The sequence below is a fragment of the Cupriavidus sp. BIS7 genome (assembly GCF_000292345.1).
Lineage (GTDB): Bacteria > Pseudomonadota > Gammaproteobacteria > Burkholderiales > Burkholderiaceae > Cupriavidus.
The window spans coordinates 1-23,196 of sequence record NZ_ALOU01000008.1 but is presented as its reverse complement, the minus strand read 5'-3'; the positions used below and the strand labels follow the sequence as shown (position 1 = coordinate 23,196).

General features: G+C 64.7%; 23 protein-coding genes. 17 read left to right on the top strand and 6 right to left on the bottom strand.

Features of this window, described 5'->3' with window-relative positions:
* Positions 1–97 precede the first annotated feature (97 nt).
* From urtB to B552_RS0102735, 14 genes are all read left to right on the top strand, one after another.
* On the top strand, positions 98–1,735 hold the full coding sequence (gene urtB / locus B552_RS0102800) for an urea ABC transporter permease subunit UrtB (RefSeq protein ID WP_019447477.1): 1,638 nt from the start codon (positions 98–100) through the stop codon (positions 1,733–1,735).
* Between the two features lies 1 nt (position 1,736).
* Positions 1,737–2,945 (top strand): urea ABC transporter permease subunit UrtC, encoded by a 1,209-nt coding sequence (urtC, locus tag B552_RS0102795; protein WP_019447476.1) that lies wholly within the window; start codon positions 1,737–1,739, stop codon positions 2,943–2,945.
* On the top strand, positions 2,942–3,790 hold the full coding sequence (urtD, locus tag B552_RS0102790; RefSeq protein WP_019447475.1) for an urea ABC transporter ATP-binding protein UrtD: 849 nt from the start codon (positions 2,942–2,944) through the stop codon (positions 3,788–3,790). The genes urtC and urtD overlap by 4 nt, the downstream gene beginning before the upstream one ends.
* Positions 3,791–3,792: 2 nt before the next feature.
* A complete protein-coding gene (gene urtE, locus B552_RS0102785) occupies positions 3,793–4,485 on the top strand; it encodes an urea ABC transporter ATP-binding subunit UrtE (protein WP_019447474.1) in 693 nt (230 codons plus the stop codon).
* A gap of 148 nt (positions 4,486–4,633) precedes the next feature.
* Positions 4,634–5,515: an urease accessory protein UreD gene (locus B552_RS0102780; RefSeq protein WP_026035251.1), complete on the top strand. Its 882-nt coding sequence runs from the start codon at positions 4,634–4,636 to the stop codon at positions 5,513–5,515.
* A gap of 46 nt (positions 5,516–5,561) precedes the next feature.
* Positions 5,562–5,864 carry an urease subunit gamma gene (locus B552_RS0102775; RefSeq protein WP_019447472.1) on the top strand — a complete coding sequence of 101 codons (303 nt, stop codon included), beginning with the start codon at positions 5,562–5,564 and terminating at the stop codon, positions 5,862–5,864.
* 36 nt (positions 5,865–5,900) lie between these two features.
* Complete coding sequence (locus B552_RS0102770) at positions 5,901–6,536, top strand: HupE/UreJ family protein (protein WP_019447471.1); 636 nt, start codon at positions 5,901–5,903, stop codon at positions 6,534–6,536.
* A 22-nt stretch (positions 6,537–6,558) separates the two neighbouring features.
* Positions 6,559–6,864: an urease subunit beta gene (locus tag B552_RS0102765; protein ID WP_019447470.1), complete on the top strand. Its 306-nt coding sequence runs from the start codon at positions 6,559–6,561 to the stop codon at positions 6,862–6,864.
* Positions 6,864–8,582 carry an urease subunit alpha gene (gene ureC / locus B552_RS0102760; protein ID WP_019447469.1) on the top strand — a complete coding sequence of 573 codons (1,719 nt, stop codon included), beginning with the start codon at positions 6,864–6,866 and terminating at the stop codon, positions 8,580–8,582. The genes B552_RS0102765 and ureC overlap by 1 nt, the downstream gene beginning before the upstream one ends.
* A 3-nt stretch (positions 8,583–8,585) precedes the next feature.
* Positions 8,586–9,170 (top strand): urease accessory protein UreE, encoded by a 585-nt coding sequence (ureE, locus tag B552_RS0102755; RefSeq protein WP_019447468.1) that lies wholly within the window; start codon positions 8,586–8,588, stop codon positions 9,168–9,170.
* A 150-nt stretch (positions 9,171–9,320) separates the two neighbouring features.
* On the top strand, positions 9,321–9,818 hold the full coding sequence (locus B552_RS0102750; protein WP_019447467.1) for an endonuclease domain-containing protein: 498 nt from the start codon (positions 9,321–9,323) through the stop codon (positions 9,816–9,818).
* The gene (locus tag B552_RS0102745; protein ID WP_019447466.1) at positions 9,815–10,507 is read left to right on the top strand and encodes an urease accessory protein UreF; all 693 of its coding nucleotides are present in this window, start codon (positions 9,815–9,817) and stop codon (positions 10,505–10,507) included. Before B552_RS0102750 ends, B552_RS0102745 begins: the two co-directional genes overlap by 4 nt.
* A 9-nt stretch (positions 10,508–10,516) precedes the next feature.
* Positions 10,517–11,140, top strand: coding sequence for an urease accessory protein UreG (gene ureG, locus B552_RS0102740; protein WP_019447465.1), 624 nt, complete (start codon positions 10,517–10,519; stop codon positions 11,138–11,140).
* 250 nt (positions 11,141–11,390) lie between these two features.
* Positions 11,391–12,062 (top strand): hypothetical protein, encoded by a 672-nt coding sequence (locus B552_RS0102735; protein ID WP_019447464.1) that lies wholly within the window; start codon positions 11,391–11,393, stop codon positions 12,060–12,062.
* A 7-nt stretch (positions 12,063–12,069) separates the two neighbouring features.
* Here the strand turns inward: B552_RS0102735 and B552_RS0102730 are convergent, their stop codons facing one another.
* Both B552_RS0102730 and B552_RS0102725 read right to left on the bottom strand, forming a co-directional pair.
* Positions 12,070–12,762, bottom strand: coding sequence for a glutathione binding-like protein (locus tag B552_RS0102730; RefSeq protein ID WP_019447463.1), 693 nt, complete (start codon positions 12,760–12,762; stop codon positions 12,070–12,072).
* Positions 12,763–12,957: 195 nt separating this feature from the next.
* On the bottom strand, positions 12,958–14,220 hold the full coding sequence (locus tag B552_RS0102725; RefSeq protein ID WP_019447462.1) for an acyl-CoA dehydrogenase family protein: 1,263 nt from the start codon (positions 14,218–14,220) through the stop codon (positions 12,958–12,960).
* 240 nt (positions 14,221–14,460) lie between these two features.
* Here B552_RS0102725 and B552_RS0102720 point away from each other — a divergent pair, with 240 nt between their 5' ends.
* Complete coding sequence (locus B552_RS0102720; RefSeq protein ID WP_019447461.1) at positions 14,461–15,411, top strand: LysR family transcriptional regulator; 951 nt, start codon at positions 14,461–14,463, stop codon at positions 15,409–15,411.
* A gap of 89 nt (positions 15,412–15,500) precedes the next feature.
* Entirely contained in the window at positions 15,501–17,447 is a 1,947-nt protein-coding gene (gene ggt / locus B552_RS0102715; RefSeq protein WP_019447460.1) for a gamma-glutamyltransferase, read from the top strand.
* A gap of 66 nt (positions 17,448–17,513) precedes the next feature.
* On the opposite strand, the gene B552_RS0102710 is transcribed toward ggt, so the two are convergent.
* From B552_RS0102710 to B552_RS0102695, 4 genes are all read right to left on the bottom strand, one after another.
* Positions 17,514–18,515 (bottom strand): tripartite tricarboxylate transporter substrate binding protein, encoded by a 1,002-nt coding sequence (locus B552_RS0102710; protein WP_019447459.1) that lies wholly within the window; start codon positions 18,513–18,515, stop codon positions 17,514–17,516.
* Positions 18,516–18,843: 328 nt separating this feature from the next.
* Positions 18,844–19,920, bottom strand: a complete 1,077-nt coding sequence (locus tag B552_RS0102705) for a phosphotransferase (protein WP_019447458.1) — start codon at positions 19,918–19,920, stop codon at positions 18,844–18,846.
* Between the two features lie 48 nt (positions 19,921–19,968).
* A complete protein-coding gene (locus tag B552_RS0102700) occupies positions 19,969–20,748 on the bottom strand; it encodes an enoyl-CoA hydratase (protein ID WP_019447457.1) in 780 nt (259 codons plus the stop codon).
* Between the two features lie 74 nt (positions 20,749–20,822).
* A complete protein-coding gene (locus tag B552_RS0102695; RefSeq protein WP_019447456.1) occupies positions 20,823–22,346 on the bottom strand; it encodes a 3-hydroxyacyl-CoA dehydrogenase in 1,524 nt (507 codons plus the stop codon).
* 176 nt (positions 22,347–22,522) lie between these two features.
* Between B552_RS0102695 and B552_RS0102690 the strand changes: the two genes are divergently transcribed.
* A complete protein-coding gene (locus B552_RS0102690; protein WP_019447455.1) occupies positions 22,523–23,164 on the top strand; it encodes a glutathione S-transferase in 642 nt (213 codons plus the stop codon).
* Positions 23,165–23,196 lie beyond the last annotated feature (32 nt).

Genomic DNA, 23,196 nt, shown 5'->3' with positions numbered 1-23,196 from the left:
CCCTCTCCCCCGACCCCTCTCCCGCCATGCGGGAGAGGGGAGCGAACCATCGAACCACATGACAAGACGCGAGCCATCGCGCGAATCAGGCTCCTGAATGCACCGACCCAACATCCGTTCATGGCTGCGTGCCATGCTCGCCGTGCTCCTGCTGGCAGCCGCGCCGCTGTGGGCGGCAACGACGCTGACGCAGGCCGACCTCAAGCCGCTGGCCGAAGATGATTTCGACGCCAAGACGGCCGCGCTGAACAAGCTGTCGCAAGCCCCGGCCGAGCAGGCGGGGCCGATCCTGAAGGCGCTGCAGGATGACGCGCTGCAGTACGCGCCATCGGTCGGCATGGTGCGCCAGGACGGCGACAAGACCGTCGATGCGATCACCGGCAAGCCGGTGACCGTCAAGGCGGATGAGCTTGAGTCGCTGACGCTGAACAACAGCCTGCGCACGATCGTCGATAGTGCGGCGAGCAGTCTCGAACTGCAGTCGCCCGATATCGCGGTGCGCACGCGAGCCATCAATACGCTGTTCGACCAGCCCGAGAATGCATCGCGCGAGGCCGTGGAAGCCGCCCGCAAGGCCGAGGCAGACGCAGGTCTGCGCGCTCGGCTGGACGTGATCTGGGCCAACACGGTGCTGGCACAGGGAGCCGACGCGGGGCGCGATTCGCGCCTGGAGGCCATCCGTATTCTTGGCAGCGACAGCAATCCGCAGTCGCGCCAGAAGCTGATGCCGCTGGTTGAACGTGACCAGGCCGGCAAGTACAAGGAAGCTGACGAGGGCGTGCGCGTGGCCGCGCAGCAGGCCATCGACCAACTGCGCAGCGAGCAGCGCCGCGCCGAACTCCTGGGCAACCTGTTTGCGGGTCTCAGCCTTGGCAGCGTGCTGTTGCTGGCGGCATTGGGCCTGGCGATTACGTATGGCCTGATCGGCGTCATCAACATGGCGCACGGCGAGTTCCTGATGATCGGCGCCTACGCAACCTATGTGGTGCAGACGCTGTTCCGTGCCTACGCGCCCAATGCGTTCGACTGGTACCTCGTTGCGGCGCTCCCGGCTTCGTTCCTGGCCGCAGGGATTGTCGGCTTCGCGCTCGAACGGCTCGTGCTGCGGCACCTCTATGGCCGTCCGCTGGAGACGCTGCTGGCCACGTTCGGTATCAGCCTGCTGCTGATGCAGGCCGTGCGCACGATCTTCGGCGCGCAGAACGTGGAAGTGGCCAACCCGGCCTGGATGAGTGGTGGCGTCGAGGCGATGGCGGGCCTTGTAATTCCTTACAACCGCATCGTCATCATCCTGTTCGCGCTTGGCGTGGTGACGGTGGCCTGGGCCGTGCTGAACCGCACGCGGCTGGGCCTGTTCGTGCGCGCCACTACGCAGAACCGCACGATGGCGGCGTGCGTCGGCGTGCGTACGTGGAAGGTGGACAGCTACGCGTTTGCGTTTGGCGCGGGTATCGCCGGGCTCGGCGGCTGTGCGCTCTCGCAGATTGGCAACGTCGGTCCGGACCTCGGGCAGGCGTACATCATCGACTCGTTCATGGTTGTGGTGCTGGGCGGTGTGGGGCAGCTTGCGGGCACCATCGTCGGCGCGTTCGGCCTCGGCATCATCAACAAGTTCATCGAGCCGTTCTACGGCGCGGTGTTGGCCAAGATTTTCGTCCTCGCGCTGATCGTGCTGTTTATCCAGAAACGGCCGCAGGGACTTTTCGCGCTCAAGGGGCGCAGCGCGGAGGCCTGACATGAGCAGCTTTTCCTCAAAATCTGGCAAGTCGTTCACGCTGTCCGTGCCGGAACGCCAACCGCTGTTCGGGAAGCGCACGTGGCTTGCGCTGGCAGTGTTGACGCTGGTCGTGGCAATCGGCGTACCGGTCTGCGCGCTGGTGTTGCCCGAAGGCCATCCGATGCACCTGTCGGCCTATGCGCTGACGCTGGTCGGCAAGATCATGTGCTTTGCGCTGGCTGCCATCGCGCTGGACCTTGTGTGGGGCTACTGCGGCATCCTGAGCCTTGGCCACGGCCTGTTCTTCGCGCTCGGCGGCTATGCGATGGGCATGTACCTGATGCGGTCGATCGGGCGCGATGGCGTCTACAAGAGCGATCTGCCCGACTTCATGGTGTTCCTGGACTGGAAGGAACTGCCGTGGTTCTGGCATGGCACCGAGCATTTCCCGTACGCATTGTTGCTGGTGGTGCTGTTGCCGGGCGTACTGGCGTGGCTGTTCGGCTTTTTCGCGTTCCGTTCGCGCATCAAGGGCGTGTACCTGTCGATCATCACGCAGGCCATGACGTATGCGGCCATGCTGCTGTTCTTCCGCAATGAAACGGGCTTCGGCGGCAACAATGGTTTCACCGATTTCAAACGCATCGCCGGTTTCGCCATCGCCGCACCGCAGACGCGGACCGCGCTGTTCGTGCTGACGTTCCTGGCGCTGCTGGCCGGCTTCATCGCCTGCCGCTACATCGTCACGTCCAAGCTTGGCCGGGTGGTGACCGCCATACGCGATGCGGAGATGCGCGTGATGTTCTCGGGCTACAACCCGCTCGGCTACAAGCTGTTTGTGTGGACGTTCTCGGCCGTGCTGTGCGGCATTGCCGGTGCGCTCTACGTGCCGCAGGTGGGCATCATCAACCCGAGCGAGATGTCGCCGGCCAACTCCATCGAGATGGCGGTGTGGGTTGCCGTGGGTGGGCGTGGCACGCTGATCGGTCCGATCGTCGGCGCGTTCCTGGTCAACGGTGCCAAGACGATGTTCACGGCCTACTTCGCCGAGTACTGGCTGTTCCTGCTAGGGGCGATGTTCGTGCTGGTGACGCTGTACCTGCCCGATGGCGTGGTGGGTCTGTGGCGCCGCCTGCTTGGTCGTCGCACGTCGAACGAGAACGGCGAAAAGAGCGAAGCCGCCGCCGGTGAAACGGTCGTGACGGCACAACAAGGGAGCAAGGCATGAGTCCGGTACTGGGCGCCGACAAGGCGGAAAGCGGCGATGCCACCGGGCTGGGGCGCTTCGTCGAACCTGGTGTCATCGACACCACGCACGGCCCGATCCTCTATATCGAGGACCTCACCGTGCAGTTCGACGGCTTCCGCGCGCTGAACAAGCTGTCGCTGTCGATCGATCATGGCGAACTGCGCTGCGTGATTGGCCCGAACGGCGCCGGCAAGACGACGATGATGGATGTCATCACCGGCAAGACGGGGCCGCGCAACGCCAACGTGACGGGGCGTGTATTCCTCGGGCAGACCATTGACCTGATGCGCATGACCGAGCCGCGCATCGCGCAGACCGGCATCGGCCGCAAGTTCCAGAAGCCGACCGTGTTCGAGCAGCACGCGGTCTGGGAGAACCTGGAGCTGGCGATGAAGGCCGACAAGCGCTGGTGGGCTTCGCTGCAAGCCCGGTTGACGCAGGAAGGGCACCGCCGCATCGAGGAAACGCTCGCGCTGACGGGGCTGGAGGACGAGGCATATCGCCCGGCGGGATTGCTGTCGCACGGGCAGAAGCAGCGGCTGGAAATCGGCATGCTGCTGATGCAGCAGCCGCAACTGCTGCTGCTCGACGAACCCGTGGCCGGCATGACCGACGAGGAAACCATGCAACTGGCCGCGCTGCTCAACAGCCTGCGCGGCAGTTGCTCGATGATGGTTGTCGAGCACGATATGGAGTTCGTGGCGGCTCTGGCTGGTGATGCTGGCACGGTGACGGTGCTGGCCGAAGGCAGCCTGCTGGCCGAGGGCACGCTCGATGCCGTCAAGCGCGATGAGCGCGTGATCGAATCCTACCTGGGAAGATAACGATGCTGCAGGTCAATGCACTGAACCAGTTCTACGGCGGCAGCCACATCCTGCGCGATGTATCGTTCGAGGTGCCGCACGGCAAGCTGACCACGCTGCTGGGCCGCAACGGCGTGGGCAAGAGCACGCTGCTCAAATGCCTGATGGGCGTGGTGCCCACGCGCAGCGGCAGCATTGCCTGGCAGGGCACGGCGCTCGAACGGAAGGCGCCCTACGAGCGCGTCTCGGCGGGCCTGGCCTATGTGCCGCAGGGCAGGGAGATTTTCCCGCGCCTGACCGTCGAGGAGAATCTGCTGATCGGCGCGGCCAGCCGCGCGCGGCCTTCGGGCGTGCCGGACCGCATCTACCAGTTGTTCCCGGTGCTGCGCACGATGCGCCAGCGTCGGGGCGGAGACCTGTCGGGCGGTCAGCAGCAGCAACTGGCCATCGGCCGCGCGCTGATGAGCGAGCCTGAACTGCTGATCCTGGACGAGCCGACCGAAGGCATTCAGCCATCGATCATCCAGGACATTGGCCGCGCGCTGCGTCTGCTGGTGGACGAGTTCGGCATGACCGTGCTGCTGGTGGAGCAGTACTACGAGTTCGCACGGCATCTGGCCGACCATTACGTGGTGATGAGCCGCGGCGAGGTCGTGGCCAGGGGTGATGGTGCGACGATGGAGCAGGACGGCGTGCGCGAACTGATTGCGGTCTGAAAGCGCGGCTTGAAGTCACGGTTCGAAAGCGCGGTTCGACGGCGCACCTCGGGTCACGCGCGCGGCTGCCGGATCATCTTCCGGTGAAGGCGGCTGCGCGCTATGATCTGGCGCATCAGATCCCGTCCTGACAGCTCTCATCTACGCGATGCGTCACCCGGATTTCCCCCAGCCGCTCACCATGACATCGGCATGGCACGCCAGCCTGTGCCTGCGCTTTGCCGTGCGCGCGGGCCGCACGGCCATGGTGGAGCGCCGCCACGAAGGGCCGCTGCGCGTGCAAAAGCCGCTCTATCCCGAAGGGGATATCTGCCACGGTGTAGTGCTGCATCCGCCCGCTGGCGTGGCTGGCGGCGACCGCCTCGATATCGACATAGCGGTGGCATCCGGCGCCCATGCGGTACTGGCCACGCCGGGAGCCACCAAGTGGTACAAGTCGCTGGGCCGCGATGCGGCGCAGCATGTGCGCATCGACGTGGCCGACGGCGCGAAGCTTGACTGGTTGCCGCAGGAGAACATCGTGTTCGACGATGCGCGTGCGCGCATTGCCACGGACGTGGTGGTGGCGCCCGGTGGCAGCGCAATTGGCTGGGATGCCGTGGTGCTGGGCCGCCAGGCGTCGGGTGAACGCTGGGCCAGTGGCGCGCTGTGGCTCGATACTCGCGTGGGTGGGCCGGAGCGACCGCTGTGGATCGAACAGTCGCACTTCGACGCCGCATCGCCGCTGCGCGGAGCGGTGGCTGGCATGGATGGCTTGCATATTCTCGGCACGCTGTGGGCCGTGGGGCAGGGCGCCACAGAGGAACAGGCCGAAGCGCTGGCTGAACGGCTGCCGTATCGCGCCGATCTGCGTGCGGGAGTGACCCGGCTGGCGGGGAGCGGGCCAACGGCGGGGCAGCCGATGCTATTGCTGCGCGTGCTTGGCCGCGACATGGAAGCGGTGCGCCACGTGATGATCGATGGATGGAGCGCGTTGCGCATGCCGATCCACGGCGTGCCGGCGCGCCCGCTGCGGCTGTGGTCGACATGACCTCGGCCGGACAAAGAACGACGTCGAAGAAACAAGGAACGAGAACATGGAACTGACCCCGCGCGAGAAGGACAAGCTGCTGATTTTCACTGCCGCGCTGCTGGCCGAACGCCGCCGCGCGCGCGGACTCAAGCTCAACTATCCCGAAGCGGTGGCACTGATCACGGCCGCCATCATGGAAGGCGCACGCGACGGCCGCACCGTGGCCGATTTGATGCACGAAGGCACCACGGTGCTGACGCGTGAGGACGTCATGGAAGGCGTGGCCGAAATGATCCCGGAGATTCAGGTTGAAGCCACGTTCCCGGATGGCACCAAGCTGGTGACCGTGCATCACCCGATCGTCTGAACCCCCGAAGCCCACCCGCAAGAAGAGGAAAGCCCTATGCAACGCATGCTTCGTTCCCGCCTGGCCGCAGGCGTAGTGATGTCGCTGGTCACTGCCTCGGCGTTTGCCCATCCCGGCCACGATGCCGCCACTGTTGGCGCGAGCCTCTGGGCTGGACTGGCTCACCCGTTCACCGGCGCCGATCACCTGCTGGCGATGGCCGCGGTGGGTGTGTGGAGCGCGTTGGCAACCACGTCGCGCGGCGCCTTTGGAAAGGATTCGAAAACGGATCTGCTACGTCTGCCGTTTGCGTTCGTGGCGATGATGCTGGCTGGCGCGGCGCTCGGCCTGGCCGGTGTCACGCTGCCCGCGGTTGAGCCGATGATCGCCGTGTCGCTGCTCGTGATAGGTCTGCTGGTAGCGGTGCGCGCGCGTCTGTCGGCTGCGATGGGCATGGCAATCGTTGGCGGCTTTGCGCTGTTCCACGGTTATGCCCACGGTGCCGAATTGCCGGCCACCGCTGCGGCGCTGCCCGCAGTGATCGCGTACGTGGGCGGTTTCGCCGCGGCCACGATGACTTTGCATGTGCTCGGCATCGGTGCGGGGATGTTGCTCCGTCGCCATGCCGGCTGGATCGCGCGCGTGGCTGGCGCCGGCGTGGCGCTGTACGGTGCCGCGCTGTTGGTTGCCTGATATCCCCGGAGGAGCTTTCGCCATGATTCCCGGTGAACTGATGCCGCTTGACGGCGAAATCGAGCTGAATGCAGGACGCCCCACGACCAGCGTCACGGTGGCCAATACTGGCGATCGTCCGGTGCAGGTCGGCTCGCATTTTCATTTCTACGAGACCAACGCCGCACTGTCATTCGACCGCGAAGCCACGCGCGGATTTCGTCTTGATATCGCCGCGGGGACTGCCGTGCGCTTCGAGCCGGGGCAGTCGCGTACGGTGCAGCTTGTGGCGCTGGACGGTGATCGCATCGTCTACGGTTTCAACGGCAAGATCATGGGAGCACTGTGATGAGCGTGAAGATCTCCAGGCAGGCGTATGCCGAGATGTTCGGCCCGACCACGGGCGACCGGCTGCGGCTGGCCGACACGGGCCTTGTGATCGAAGTCGAGCGCGACTACACGATCTACGGCGAGGAAGTAAAGTTCGGCGGCGGCAAGGTGATACGCGACGGCATGGGGCAGAGCCAGCGCATGTCGAAGGACTGCGTCGACACGGTGATTACCAATGCGCTGATTGTTGACCACTGGGGCATCGTCAAGGCAGATATCGGCCTCAAGCACGGCCGCATCGCGGCAATCGGCAAGGCAGGCAATCCGGACATCCAGCCCGGCGTGACGATCGTCGTCGGACCCGGTACCGAGGTGATCGCGGGCGAGGGCATGATCGTCACGGCTGGCGGCATTGACTCGCACATCCACTTCATCTGCCCGCAGCAGATAGAGGAAGCGCTGATGAGCGGTGTCACGACCATGATCGGCGGCGGCACGGGGCCGGCCACCGGCACGTTTGCGACCACCGTGACGCCGGGGCCGTGGTACATGGAGCGGATGCTGCAGGCAGCGGATGCGTATCCGATGAATATCGGCTTTCTGGGCAAGGGCAACGCAAGCCAGCCCGCGCCGCTCACCGAGCAGGTCGAGGCCGGCGCAATCGGCCTGAAGCTGCACGAGGACTGGGGCACCACGCCGCAGGCGATCGACACTTGCCTGTCCGTGGCCGATGCTACCGACACGCAGGTGGCGATTCACACCGATACGCTCAACGAGGGCGGCTTCGTCGAGGCGACGATTGCGGCGTTCAAGGGCCGCACGATCCATACCTATCACACCGAAGGCGCGGGCGGCGGCCATGCGCCGGACATCATCAAGGTCTGCGGCGAGGCCAACGTGCTGCCGTCGTCGACCAACCCTACGCGGCCGTACACCGTGAATACGCTGGACGAGCACCTGGACATGCTGATGGTCTGCCATCACCTGGACCCGGCCATCGCGGAGGACATCGCGTTTGCGGAATCGCGCATCCGCCGCGAGACAATCGCCGCCGAGGACATCCTGCATGACCTGGGCGCGTTCTCGATGATCTCCAGCGATTCGCAGGCGATGGGGCGCGTGGGCGAGGTGATCATCCGCACCTGGCAGACCGCGCACAAGATGGCCGCGCAGCGCGGCAAGCTGCCCGGCGATCCGCATGACGCTCGTGGCGGGCACGACAACTTCCGCGTCAAACGCTACATCGCCAAGTACACGATCAACCCGGCACTCACGCACGGCATTGCGCATGAGGTGGGATCGATCGAGGTCGGCAAGTGGGCGGACCTGGTGCTCTGGAAGCCGGCGTTCTTCGGCGTGAAGCCAAGCCTGATCATGAAGGGCGGCATGATTGCCGCGGCGGCGATGGGCGACCCGAACGCGTCGATCCCGACGCCGCAACCGGTGCACTATCGCCCGATGTTCGCATCGGCTGGCGGCGCACTGCCAAAGTCGTCGCTGACCTTTGTCTCGCAGGCCGCACTTGCGGCCGATGTTGGTGGGCGCTATGGCCTGGCCAAGACGCTCTCCGCCGTGCGCGGCACACGCACCGTCAGCAAGCGCGACATGGTGCACAATGACTGGCAGCCGCATGTCACCGTGGACCCGGAAACCTACCAGGTGGTGGCCGATGGGCAATTGCTGATGTGCGAACCGGCCACCGTGCTGCCGATGGCGCAGCGCTATTTCCTGTTCTGACCCGTGATCAAGATCGACAAACACCTGCCAGCGCCGCACGGTATCGCTCCGGTACTCGTGCGCCGCGCGCCGAAGCTGGTCCTGCCGTTTGGCGACCGCAGCAAGAGCCGCCTGCGCGCGGCACTCGACAACGGCACCGAGGCCGCATTGTTCCTGCCACGCGGCACGGTGCTGCGCGGCGGCGACTTGCTGGTGGCCGAAGACGGTACCTTCGTGGAGGTGCAGGCCGCGCCGGAATCGGTGCTGCAGGTGACCGCTGCCGATCCGCTGGCGCTGATGCGCGCGGCCTACCATCTTGGCAATCGCCATACGCCGGTGGAAGTCGGGCGCGACTATCTGAGGCTCGAGTACGACGCAGTGCTGGCCGACATGCTCGTGCGGCTAGGCGTGATCATCGAGCGCGCGGACCTGCCGTTCGAGCCCGAAGCGGGTGCCTACGGCGGCGGCCACAAGCACGGTCATGACGCGACGTTCGCGGAAGATTACGCGGCGGCACAGGCGGTGTTCCACGAGCATCATGGTCATTCGCACTCGCACGATCACGCACATGACCATGTGCATGACGAGCATTGCGGGCACAAGCATTGAGATCATCTGATGGTTGATCAGCGACCGGCCCTCTCCCCCGACCCCTCTCCCGCGCGCGGGAGAGGGGAGACCACCGTTGGCGGTTCAAACGCTGCGGGTTTGCTCCCCTCTCCCGCTTGCGGGAGAGGGGCAGGGGGAGAGGGCAAGCGTTTGACCAGCCACGAGTTCGCAAGAGAACTCCGGTCACATCAAACGACCGCTGAAGAACGCCTCTGGTACTACCTGCGCGCTCACCGTTTCATGGGGCTCAAGTTCAAGCGGCAGCAGCCAGTGGGCCCATACATCGCCGATTTCATCTGCATGGAGTACAAGCTGATCGTCGAAGCCGATGGCGGTCAGCATGGTTCGCTTGGCGACTTCGATCGCGATGTGTGGCTGAGCGAACAGGGTTATACCGTTCTGCGTTTCTGGAACAACCAGATCCAGGGTGAGATCGAAGCGGTGCTTGAGACCATTCGTCAGGCTGTCCTGGCGAAGGGGTTTGTTGAATCGCCGGCCCTCTCCCCCGACCCCTCTCCCGTGAACGGGAGAGGGGAGAAGCCCATTGCCGGTTCAAACGCTACCGGTTCGCTCCCCTCTCCCGCCTGCGGGAGAGGGGCAGGGGGAGAGGGTCAGCGCGTCAAAATGCCACCAAGGTCATCCCCATGACCGCGCTCCCCCAACTGATCTCGCTGCTGCACCTCGCATCGCCCGCACTCCCGATTGGCGGTTTCAGCTATTCGCAGGGGCTGGAAGCTGCAATCGACTGCGGCCTTGTGAACGATGCCGCCACCGCCGAGCGCTGGATTTGCGACAACCTGGCCCACGTGCAGGCGCAATGTGAAGCGCCGGTCTGGCTGCTGCTGCATCGCGCGTGGCGGGAGCAGGACCATGCGTCCGTGCGGCGATGGAACGACTGGTTCCATGCCACCCGCGAAACTTCCGAACTGCGGCTGGAGACCGAGCAGATGGGCTGGTCGCTGGCAAAGCTGATCGCGCAGATGGGCTGGGGCGACGATACGTTGCAAGGCCTCCTGCGCGACATGTCGCCAGTCTGCCTTCCGACCGCATTTTCGGCGGCGTGCGCGGCGCTGCAGATCGATGCACGCGATGGCCTGGCCGCTTACGCGTTCAACTGGGCCGAGAACCAGGTGGCGGCGGCGATCAAGGCCGTGCCGCTCGGGCAAGTGGCGGGCCAGCGGATTCTGCGCGGCCTGCATGGGGTGGTGCTTGAGGTCGTCGATGAAGCGGTGCGCCGTGCCAATGCCGACCCGCCGCAGCTTTCCACGTTTTCACCGATGCTGGGCCTGTTGTCGGCGCGACATGAGACCCAGTACTCCCGGCTGTTCCGATCCTGAGATCCGATCATGACTCGTACCAAGAAGAATCCTCCGCTGCGCGTTGGTGTGGGCGGCCCCGTAGGTTCCGGCAAGACCACGCTGCTGGAAATGCTCTGCAAGGCCATGCGCGATCGCTATGACCTGGTGGCGATCACCAATGACATCTACACGAAGGAAGACCAGCGCCTGCTGACGATCTCCGGCGCGTTGCCGGCCGAGCGGATCATGGGCGTGGAAACGGGGGGCTGCCCGCATACGGCGATTCGCGAGGATGCTTCGATCAACCTCGAAGCCGTGGATCGCATGCTGGCGAAGTTTCCGGATGCCGATGTAGTCTTCATCGAATCGGGCGGGGACAACCTGGCGGCGACATTCAGCCCGGAATTGTCCGACCTCACGATCTACGTGATCGACGTTGCGGGCGGAGAGAAGATCCCCCGCAAGGGCGGGCCGGGGATTACGAAGTCAGACCTGCTCGTCATCAACAAGACCGATCTTGCGCCGTATGTCGGCGCATCGCTCGAGGTCATGGAAAGCGACACGCGCAAGATGCGCGGCGAGCGTCCGTTCGTGATGGGCAGCGTGAAATCGGGGCAGGGACTCGATCAGGTGATCGCGTTCATTGAGCGACAGGGCATGCTCGACGTGTAGCGCAATACCCGAGGCCAAGGGTTTGACCTATGGCTCACGACAACTTATAGTTTGTCGTTCTATCGGTGCCAGATCCGCATCTTAAGGGATGCATCCGCAAAGGGTGCGGCGCCGATCGCATGGACCGGACGGTGTAACGCCGTGCCGAAACGGGGCAAGCGCGCATTGGGCGTCGGGCGGAAAACCGCACCGCGCCGCCATTGCGCATTCCGGGACCACTCGCGTCCCTCGCTCCGTTCAAGGGAATGCCATGCGGATCTTCACGTTCTTCGACGCTCATCTCCGCGGCGACTCGCCGCGCCTCCAGACTGCCACGATGCCGGGCATCGGTCATTGCTTATGTGTCATTCCGGCGACGGCCGGCTTCGGCCACCGCTGCGACTATGTCCGTCTATGCGCCGGCGACCGGCATCCCGCCACGATCTCGAATCGTCCCGAGTGGTGGGCCTGCATGCAGGGCGGCGTGCTGGTGATGGATGGCGAGACGGAACTGGCGGTGCTGGCCTGTGGCGATGTCCATACGCCAGAGGCCGGCCGCGCGGTCGAGGTGCAGGCCGTGGTCGATAGCGTACTTGTTCGCACGTCGCCGGAGGATGGCGCCGACAGTGCCGACAGCGCCGGCATGGCCGAATTCGTTGCGATGAATGCTGGGGAAGCCGAGTGGGCCCAGCAACTGCACGCGCGCGGACTGACGTGGGCCGTCTGTCATCACGGGGCGCTCTGCCTGCAATGGCGTGCCAGACAGCAGCCGGATGCGGTGCATACGGTCCACCTGCACCCTGGCATGGCCTTCGCGCCGGAACCCGGCGACGACTACTGCATCGACGCGATGCTGTCCGGCGCTGGGTTGCTTTGCTGCATGCAGCCGCCGCCGTGCTCGTCAGCCGTGCCGTTGCCGCACGCGCAGCGCAAGGCTGCCTGACACGCGCTCAGTGCCGCTGGTATTGCGTGGCGCCAAACAGGATCTCGCGCGCCTTGTCATCGTGCAGCGGCTTGCGGGCGCTTGCCAGAACCTCCACGCCGCGCTTGACGGCCGGACGTTCGGCGATCTCGTTGAACCAGCGCTTCACATTCGGATAGTCGTCAAGTTCCACGCCCTGATTCTTCCAGTTGCGCAGCCAGGGGAACGTGGCGATGTCGGCAATGGTGTAGCTGTTGCCGGCCAGGTACGGATGCTTCGACAACTGCGTGTCGATCACGCCGTAAAGACGCTTGGTCTCGTTGCTGTAGCGGGTGATCGCGTAGTCGATCTTCTCGGGCGCGTACTGGCGGAAGTGGTTTGCCTGGCCCAGCATCGGGCCCACGCCGCCCATCTGGAACATCAGCCATTGCAGCGCTTCGTACTTGCCGCGCACGTCGTCGGGCAGGAATTTGCCGGTCTTGCCGGCCAGGTACAGCAGGATTGCGCCCGATTCGAACAGCGAGATCGGCTTGCCGTCCGGACCTTCGGGGTCGACGATCGCCGGGATCTTGTTGTTCGGGCTGATCTCGAGGAATTTCTCGCCGAACTGGTCGCCGGCGCCAATGTTGATCGCGTGGACCTTGTAATCAAGGCCGCATTCCTCAAGCATGATGTGGATCTTGTGGCCGTTCGGGGTGGCCCACGTATAGACGTCGATCATGTGCAACAGTCTCCAGGGAAGATAGGCCGGGGCATTAGAGCACGAAAGAAATAACCCTGCTGCCCGTGCATGAACTGGCGATGGTTTGCTCCCCTCTCCCGCGCGGCGGGAGAGGGGAGCGCAAAGCTGCCCGATCACGCAAAAAAGCCCGACGGTGTTCACCATCGGGCTTTGTCTGGTTCGCAGCAGCTTTCGTTACGAACCGCGCGTCACAGGCATCTGGATGCTGTCCGGATTCAGGCTCATGTGCTTGGCCAGTTCCAGCTTGGCGATCGAATTGCGGTGCACCTCGTCCGGGCCGTCTGCCAGACGCAGCGTGCGCTGGTGCGCCCACCAGTTGGCCAGCGGGAAGTCGCTCGACACACCTGCGCCGCCGTGTACCTGGATGGCCCAGTCGATCACGCGCAGGGCCACGTTCGGGGCCACCACCTTGATCATCGCGATCTCGGCCTTGGCAACCTTGTTGCCCACGGTGTCCATCATGTAGGCAGCCTTGAGCGTCAGCAGGCGGGCCATTTCGATGTCGCAGCGCGCTTCGGCGATGCGCTCCTGCGTCACGCCATGACGGGCGATCTGCTTGCCGAACGCCACGCGTTCCAGGCTGCGCTTGCACATCAGTTCCAGCGCGCGTTCGGCCACGCCGATGCTGCGCATGCAGTGGTGGATGCGGCCCGGGCCAAGGCGGCCTTGTGCGATCTCGAAGCCGCGGCCTTCGCCCAGCAGGATATTGCTGACCGGCACGCGCACGTTCTTGAGTTCGATCTCCATGTGGCCGTGCGGAGCGTCGTCATAGCCGAACACGGGCAGGAAGCGCTTGATCGTGATGCCCGGCGTGTCGGCCGGCACCACTACCATCGACTGCTGTTCATGGCGGCCCGCGTCGGGATTGGTCTTGCCCATCACGATGTAGACCTTGCAGCGCGGATCGCCGGCACCCGACGACCACCACTTGGTGCCGTTGATCACGTAGTGATCGCCATCACGCTCGATGCGGCATTCGATATTCGTGGCATCGGACGAGGCCACGGCCGGCTCCGTCATCAGGAAGGCCGAGCGGATCTCGCCGCGCAGCAGCGGTTCCAGCCACTTGTCCTTCAGTTCCTCGGACGCATAGCGTTCGAGCGTTTCCATGTTGCCGGTGTCGGGGGCTGCACAGTTGAACACCTCGGCCGCCCAGGTTACGCGGCCCATGATTTCGCACAGCGGTGCGTACTCGAGGTTCGACAGGCCTTCCGGCGCCCGCTTCGAGCGCGGCAGGAACAGGTTCCAGAGCCCGGCTTCACGCGCCAGCGGCTTCAGTTCCTCGATCAGCTTGGTTGGCACCCATGCGTTGCCAGCCTCGCGATTGGCCTGGACTTCGGCATAGAAGCGCTTTTCGTTCGGATAAATGTGCTGGTCGAAGAACGCCAGAAGCCTGGCCTGCATCTCCTTGACCTTGGGCGAGTACTCGAATTGCATGGGGTCTCCTTGGTTCCCTCTCGGGCATGTAACCAGGCACTGTGTGCCGACTGTGGCTACTCTAGCGGAACCCAATCAATAAGAAAAATGAATTTTCTGGATTGGTCAGTATCAATATCCTGCATTCCGTGCCAGAATGCGATCCACTGGAAGTGAAGATGACATGCCGATAGGCCGGACCTGCAGCAATGCCTGCGCTATCGATGCCATCACGTGCCCCCACTCGTGCAGGAAGGTGCCATGCAGCTTAGCCGGATCGACCTCAATCTCTTCGTGGTGTTCGACGCCATCTACAGCGAGGGCAGCATTACCGCGGCCGCGCGTCAACTGAACCTGACGCAACCGGCCGTCAGCCACGCGCTGGGCCGTATGCGTGCGTTGTTCGACGATCCGCTGTTCGAGCGGCGCGGGCAGGGCATGGCGCCGACGCCGCTGGCGCGGTCGCTGGCCGGTGAGGTGCGCAGCGCGCTCCAGTCGTTTGCGCGCACGCTGCAGGACACACCGCATTTCGATCCCACCAATACCACGCGCCGGTTCACGATCGGCATGCGCGACGCGCTGGAATCGACGCTGCTGCCGCCGCTGATGGCGCGGGTCACCGCCATGGCGCCTCATGTTGAGATCGCCGCGATTCGTTTCGACCGGCGCGAGATGGAGTCCGAACTGCTGGCGGGCACGCTGGACGCCGCCATCGACATCCTGCTGCCGGTATCGCCGGCAATCCATCATTCCACGTTCATGTCCGACCCGATGGTGGTGCTGGCGCGGCGCGATCATCCGCTGGTCAAGAAGGAACTCACGCTGGAGCGCTATCTGTCGGCCGAGCACGTGCACGTGTCCTCACGCAGGCGCGGGGCCGGCCTTGAAGACCAGTCGCTGCACCGCATGGGCCTGACGCGCCGTGTGCGGCTGCGCTGCCAGCACTATGCGGCCGCCTGCCGCGTGGTCAGCTGCACCGATCTGCTGGCCACGCTGCCGCTGCGCTATGCGCGCATCGCGAACGAGCCGTATGCCAACCGCATTCTGGCGCTGCCGTTCAAGGTGCCGTCGCTCGAATTACACCTGTACTGGCACGCGGGCGGGGAGAACGACGGCGCGAACCGCTGGCTGCGCGAGCAACTGATGACGGTGCTGGCATCGCTCGGCGGCGGCACGGCCGATGTGACGCCCGGGGTCGACACCGCTGCATAGACGCGTTCACCGTTTTCAGATAATTCCCGATTCCATTAGTGGGTATGGCCGCTACAATCGCCGAATCTTTTCTTGATTGGAGCGATGGCATGGCCGACCCACTCGCAGCAACTTCCGCAATTTCCACCGTGGCGAATGCCACGGAGCAGCGCCGGCGCGGCGCGTTGGCCGTGGCGCTGGCCTCGGTGCTGACGGTATCGCTTGCAGGCTGCGGCACCACGGGCAAGGAATCCGGGCCGCAGGGCACCTCGGCCGCCATGACGCCCGCTTCGGCGCCCGCTTCGGCTCCGGCGGCACAGGCTGCGTTGCCAGCGGCGCCGGAAGTGTCCTCGGGCTACCGCCCGGACATGACCACGGCCTACGCGCACAAGCATATGGCCGCGGCGGCCAACCCGCTGGCTACCGAAGCCGGGCGCGAGATCCTGCGCGCAGGTGGTTCCGCCATCGACGCCGCAGTGGCGATGCAGGCCGTGCTGACGCTGGTGGAGCCACAGGCCACCGGCATCGGCGGCGGGGCGTTCATCATGTATTGGGACGGCAAGCGCGTGCAGGCCTACGATGGCCGCGAGACGGCACCGGCAGGCGCCACCGAGAACCTGTTCATGCGTGCCGACGGCAAGCCAATGGAGTTTTCGGAGGGGCAGATTGGCGGGCGCTCTGTAGGGGTGCCAGGTGTGTTGCGCGTTCTGGAACTGGCCCATCGCCAGCATGGCCGGCTGCCCTGGGCACGCCTGTTCCAGCCAGCCATTGCACTGGCCGAAAAGGGCTTCCCGATGTCGCAGCGCCTCTACACGCAGGTATCGGCAGACAAGTTCCTGGCCGGCTCACCCGAGATGAAGGCGTACTTCCTCGATGACCAGGGCAAGCCGAAGACGGTCGGCACGATCGTCAAGAACCCGCAGCTTGCACAGACACTGCGTGAGATCGCGAAGCACGGACCGAACGTCTTCTACAACGGGCCGATTGCGCAGGATATCGCAGCCAAGGTCAACGCCCATGCGAACCCGGGCAGTCTTTCCACGGCTGACCTGAAGGGATACAAGGCCAAGGAGCGGGCGCCAGTCTGCACAGACTACAAGGCCTGGAAGATCTGCGGCATGCCGCCGCCGTCATCGGGTGGGATCGCAATCGCCCAGATCCTTGGCACGCTCGAAGCGCTTGAAAAGCGTGACCCGCGCTATGCACTGGCGGCTCTCAAGCCCGCGGCGGTCGACACGCCGGCCAAGGTTGAAGCGAACCCGCTGGCCGTTCACGCCATCGCAGAGGCTGACCGCCTGGCGTATGCGGATCGCGGACTCTATGTGGCGGACGCCGATTTCGTCCCGGTCGATGTGGGGGCTCTTGTGAATCCGCAGTACCTGGCCCAGCGTGCCGAACTGATCGGCGACAAGAGCATGGGCAAGGCGCAGCCGGGCACGCCGCCGGGGGTGAAGGTGGCGTTTGCACCGGATCGCTCGCCGCCGCGTATTTCCACGTCGCAGGTGGTGGCGGTGGATGATCGTGGCGGGGCGCTGTCGATGACGACGACGATCGAGTCGTACTTCGGCTCGCACATCATGGTGCGCGGCTTCATGCTCAACAACCAGCTGACCGACTTCTCGTTCAACCCGACCGAGAACGGCAAGCTGGTGGCCAATCGTGTGCAGGCCGGCAAGCGCCCGCGTTCGTCGATGGCTCCGACGCTGGTGTTCGACCGCAAGACCGGCAAGCTGGTGGCGGCGCTCGGTTCGCCGGGCGGCTCCCAGATCATCGAGTATGTGTCGAAGACCCTGGTTGGCCTGCTCGACTGGAACATGGACGTGCAGCAGGCCGTGGGCATGGCGAACTTCGGCAGCCGCAACGGCCCGACGGAAGTCGAGCGCGGCCTGGTGACGCCGCAACTGGTGGAGGCGCTCAAGCAGCAGGGCCACCAGGTGGCCGAGATCGAAATGACCAGCGGCACGCAGGCGATCATGCGCAAGACGGGCCCGGACGGCAAGCCTGTCTGGGCGGGCGGTGCCGATCCACGGCGCGAAGGTGTGGCGCTGGGGGAGTGAGCTTGCTTTCCCAATAAGAACGGGCGCGAATTTCGCGCCCGTTTTTGTTTTCCGGCGTGTGGAGGTCTATGCGTCCAGCTTCACGCCGGCCGATTTCACCACCTGCGCCCAACGTTTCTCTTCGGTCGCAAACCACTTGCTGGTTTCGGCGGGAGTCATCGTCACGACCTCCGCGCCCTGACCGGCAAGCTGCGCGCGAATCTCCGGCGTGCGAATGATGCGGACCAGTTCCGCGCTGATGCGGGCAACCAGAGCGTCAGGCATGCCCGCCGGGGCCATCACGCCTTGCCAGGTGCCAGATTCGAAGTTCGGCACGCCGCTCTCGGCGATCGTCGGCGTCTGGCTGACCAGTGCCATGCGCGAGCGCTTCGATACGGCCAGCAACTTGAGTTTCCCTGCCTGCACCTGCGGCCACGTGGCCAGCATGCCGTTCATCAGCACCTGTGCAGTGCCGCCAACGGTGTCCGAGATGGCCTGAGATCCGCCCTTGTATGGCACGTACTGCCACGCCGCACCGGTTGCCTGCTGCACGGCCACGCCGGCCAGATGCGGGGCGCTGCCGATCGCCGTGACGGCAAAGTTCAGCGTCTGCTTGTGCGACAGGGCCACCAGGTCCTTGAGGTTGTTGACCGGCACCGATGGATGCACGACCAGCAGGTGCGGGGAGTAGGCGAGCATCGCCACACCCTTGAGATCCTTGTTCGGATTGAACGTGAGCTTTGTGTAGACCGACGGGCTGATAGCCAGCGCGCCGACGTCGCAAAGCAACAGCGTGTGGTTGTCGGTGCCGGCCTGGGCAACAATCGCGGCGCCGATGTTGCCATTGGCGCCCGGACGATTATCGACCACGATCGGCTGGCCCAACGTTTCGCCAAGTTGCTTGCTGATCAGGCGAGCAACGATGTCCGACGAGCCGCCGGCTGGGTAGGGCACCACGAGCCGGATCGGCCGGCTGGGCCATTTGTCCTCGGCCCAGGCGGGGGCGGAAGCCAGGATGCCAGTAGTACCGAGGGTGCCAAGGGCAGCCAGGCCGGAGGCCTGTCCAAGGAATTGGCGGCGAGAGGTCATGCTGTGTCTCCAGTCAACACTTATCATAGGATGTCGTACAACATAAGATGAGTGTAGATAGAAACTGGGAGTGGGTCTATCAGGAAAATACGGAGATTGGTGAGATTAAATGTAGTGACAAAGACGTCGGTGCTCGTTCTGTGCTCGGTTGTCTGATGATCCGGGTGGCGCTTTACGCGCTCGCCCTCTCGCCAACCCCTCTCCCGCGAGCGGGAGAGGGGAGCATGATGCGCGCGGATCACCTGTCACCCATGTCCCCGAACACGTGTCACCTATGTCCCCGAACACCTGTCACCCATGTCCCCGAACAACACCGCGCAGGGGACGGCTACGCCCCCGCCTTCTGCGCGTAGACCCACCCCATCTCGGCCATTGGCCGCGCACGCTTGCCGGCGTCCAGCGCCTGCGCTGACGACGCCGTGCCGTCGACCACGCGCTTCATGATGCCCTGCAGGATGCCGGCGATACGGAACATGCTGAATGCAAGGTAGAAGTTCCAGTCGCCCGTGATCTGGCGGCCGGTGCGCTGTTCGTAAAGGCGGCGATAGGTCGCCTCGTCGGGAATGCCGAGCGCCTTGTGGTCGAGCCCCGCAATACCGCGGAACTGTCCCGGCTGGATGTGCCAGCTCATGCAGTGATAGCCGAAGTCGGCCATCGGATGGCCCAGCGTGGACAGTTCCCAATCGAGCACGGCCAGCACCTTCGGCTCGGTCGGGTGGAACATCAGGTTGTCCAGGCGGTAGTCGCCATGGACGATGCAGGTCAGGTCCGCGTCCTCCTGCGGAATGTGCTCGGGCAGCCAGGCCATCAACTGGTCCATGGCCGGGATCGATTCGGTCTCGGAAAGCTTGTACTGCTTGGACCAGCGTTCGATCTGGCGCTGGAAGTAGTTGCCCGGCTTGCCGTAGTCGGCCAGCCCGATCGCCTTGTAGTCCACCGAATGCAGCGCGGCGATGACACGATTCATTTCGTCATAGATCGCACCGCGCTCGGTGGTGGTCATGTCCGGCAGCGACTGGTCCCACAGCACGCGGCCGCTGACGAACTCCATGATGTAGAACGCACGGCCGATCACGTCTTCGTCCTCGCACAGCGCGAACATGCGGGCCACGGGCACGTCGGTGCCGGCCAGTGCCGCCATTACGCGGTACTCGCGCTCGATCGCGTGCGCGGACGGCAGCAACTTCGACTTCGGCCCCGGCTTGGCGCGCATCACGTAGGTCTGTCCCGGCGTGATCAGCTTGAAGGTTGGATTCGACTGGCCGCCCTTGAACTGCTCGACGGTCAGCGGCCCTGCAAAGCCTTCCACATGCTCGCGCATCCATGACTCGAGCGCGCCGACGTCAAAGCGCTGCTGGTCGGCCACGGGGCGGGTACCTTCAAAGTGCGAAACGTTGGTGCTCATGCTGTCTCCGGATGTCGTTGTGTTTATGTGCTGGTGTCCTGTTGCGGCTTAGCGGTAGTCCGGCTTGCGCTTCTCGAGGAACGCGCTGATGCCTTCGCCACCATCCTTGTGATGCAGTGCGGCCACGAAGCTGTCACGTTCGGCGGCCAGGTGCTCGGTCAGCGTCGCGCTGCCGGCATGGTTGATCAGCGCCTTGATACCGCGCACCGCATTGGGCGATTCGCGGGCCACATTCTCGGCGATGCGCAGCGCCTCGGTCAGTGCCTGACCGGGAGCCACCACGCGATTGACGATGCCAAAATGCGCGAGCCGTGCAGGGTCCACCGGCCTGCCTTCCATCATGATCTCGCTGGCAAGCTGGCGCGGCAGCATGCGCGCGAGTTCGTACGAGCCGCCGCCATCGGGCGTCAGGCCCACCTTGACATAGGCCATGACGAACTTGGCATCGCTGGCCGCGACGACATAATCGCACGCGAGCACGAGCGAGAAGCCCGCGCCAGCGGCCGGGCCCTCGACCGCGGCGATGATCGGCTTGGGGAACGCATGGAACGACTCGATCCACTGGTTGAGCACCTCGATGCTTTCCGCCTGTACCGAAGGCGGCTGCGAGCGATTGCCGAGCAGCCGGTTCAGGTTGCCGCCTGCACAGAACACGCCATCGGCGCCAGTCAGCACCACCGCGCGAATCGAATCGTCACGCGCCGCCACCTCCAGCGCTTCCTGCGACGCAGCGTAGATGTCCGGGTGCAGCGCGTTGCGCGCTTCCGGGTTGGAGATGGTCAGGACGAGCGTCGCATCGACGCGTTCGGAAAGCAGTTGGGCGGTCATGGTGGCCTCTTGGCTCTGGATCTGGGGCGGATAACAAAAAGGCGCCCCGTGTCTCGTCGGGGCGCCCGTTCAGGTCAGGCTTCTTCGGTCAGCAGCGACAGGCCCAGCCCGGCGCGGCGCCACAGCCACGGGCTCGGACGGTAGCGCATGTCGCCGGTCAGGCGGTTCATATTGCGCAGCACTTCGACGATCACGCCTGCGCCAATCGCATCGCCGAGCGCCAGCGGGCCCTTCGGGTAGCCAAGGCCCAGGTTCACGGCCAGGTCGATGTCGGTCGGCGTGGCGATGCGTTGCTGCGCGATATCGCTGGCGATGTTGACGATGCAGCTGACGATGCGCTGGGCCACGAAGCCGGCCGAGTCGCGGATCACGGTCACCGGCACGCCGTCGCTGGCGAACAGGCCGTGCGCGGCGTCGCGGGCGGCAGCGCTCGTGGCGGGTGTGGTCATCAGCGTACGGCGCTTGGTGGCTTCGAACGGCAGCAGCGTGTCGATGGCGACCACGCGGCTTGCGTCCAGGCCTTCTTCGAGGGCGGCGGTGGTGGCGTCCAGGCCGAGCGGCGTGACCACGATCAGCGCGTTGGCCGAAGGCTTGTTGCCGGCTTCGACCGTGACGCCGAGCGCGGTCAGCAGCTTCACCGTCATCGCGTTGCCACGCTCATTGGCGCGGCTGACCCACACGCTGGCCGGACGCGCGGCAGGCACCGCAGCGGCAGCGGGAACCTGCTTCTGGCCCTCGGGGTAGGCGTAGAAGCCCGCGCCGGTCTTGCGGCCGAGCAGACCGCCGACATAACGCAACTGCGTGATTGGCGACGGACGGTAGCGTGCTTCCTGGTAGAACTGGTTGTAGATCGATTCCATCACCGGGTGCGACACGTCCAGCCCGGTCAGGTCCATCAGCTCGAACGGACCCATGCGGAAGCCAGCCTGCTCGCGCATGATGTTGTCGATATCGGCGAACTCGGCCACGCCTTCCTGCGCAACCTTGAGGCCTTCGATGTTCATGCCACGGCCGGCATGGTTGACGATAAAGCCGGGCATGTCCTTGCAGCGCACCGGCGTATGGCCCATGCGGCGCGATAGCTCCATCAGCTTGTCACCCATGGCGGGGTCGCCGGACAGGCCATCGATGACTTCCACGACCTTCATCAGCGGCACCGGGTTGAAGAAGTGATAGCCGACGATGCGGCCCGGCTTCTTCGCGCCGACGGCGATGGCCGTGATCGACAGCGACGAGGTGTTCGAGGCGATCACGGCATCCTCGCGCACGATCGCTTCGAGCTTTGCCACCAGGTCGCGCTTGACCTCGAGTTTCTCGACGATGGCTTCCACCACCAGGTCGCAGCCAGCCAGGTCTTCCAGCGCGCTGCACGCCTTTACGCGGGCCAGCGCGGCTTCGCTGTCGGCGGCGCTGATCTTGCCTTTGTCGGCCAGCTTGGCGAAGGTATCCTGCAGATACTGGCGCGCTGCCGCCACAGCCTGGGCATTGGCGTCGAACAGGTTGACGGTCAGGCCGGCCTGCGCCGCGATCTGGGCGATGCCGCGGCCCATGGCGCCCGTGCCGACGATGCCGAGCGTTTGGATGGTGGAAGTGCTCATCGTTCGTCCAAAAAAGTTGTGGTTAAATTAGCACGATCGTACGTTTTTTGCACTCGCCGCGACAGACGCCACGCGCACGCCGCGTGCGCTGATCGGCCAAATCTGGCGGGGCAGGGAACCACGGAGCGGCCTCGGGTCGACACCGACGATTACCCATCACTACGGAGAGAGACAACATGTTGAAGCTTTGCGGTTTTTCCGCCAGCAATTACTACAACAAGGTAAAGCTGGCGCTGCTGGAAAAGAACTTGCCGTTCGAGGAGGTGCAGGCCTGGGTGGGCCAGACCGACCTGAATGCGTCTCCGCTGGGCAAGGTCCCTTACATCATTACCGAAGCCGGCTCGCTGTGCGAGTCCGAGGTGATTGTCGAATATATCGAGGCCACCTATACCCAGTCGCCGCTGCTACCGAAGGATCCGTATCAGGCCGGCAAGGTGCGCGAAATCATCACGTTCATGGAGCTGTACCTGGAACTGACCGCGCGCGAGCTTTATGCGGAAGCGTTCTTCGGCGGCAAGGTCAGCGACAACGTCAAGGAGCGCCAGCGCAAGCTGCTCGACAAGCACATCCCGGCGTTCGCGAAGCTGGCGAAGTTCTCGCCGTTCATCGCGGGCGACACGTTCACGCTGGCCGACTGCGCCGCCGTGTGCCACCTGCCGCTGGTCTCGTCGTGCACGAAGATCATCTATGGCGAGGACCTGCTGGCCGGTCTGCCCGTCAAGGATTACCTGAAGGCAATGGCCGAGCGCCCGACCGTGCAGAAGGTCAATGCGGACCGCAAGACGAATACGGAACTGATGCTCAGCAAGAACAAGTGAGCGGGTAGGTTTTTCTCCCCTTATATGAACAC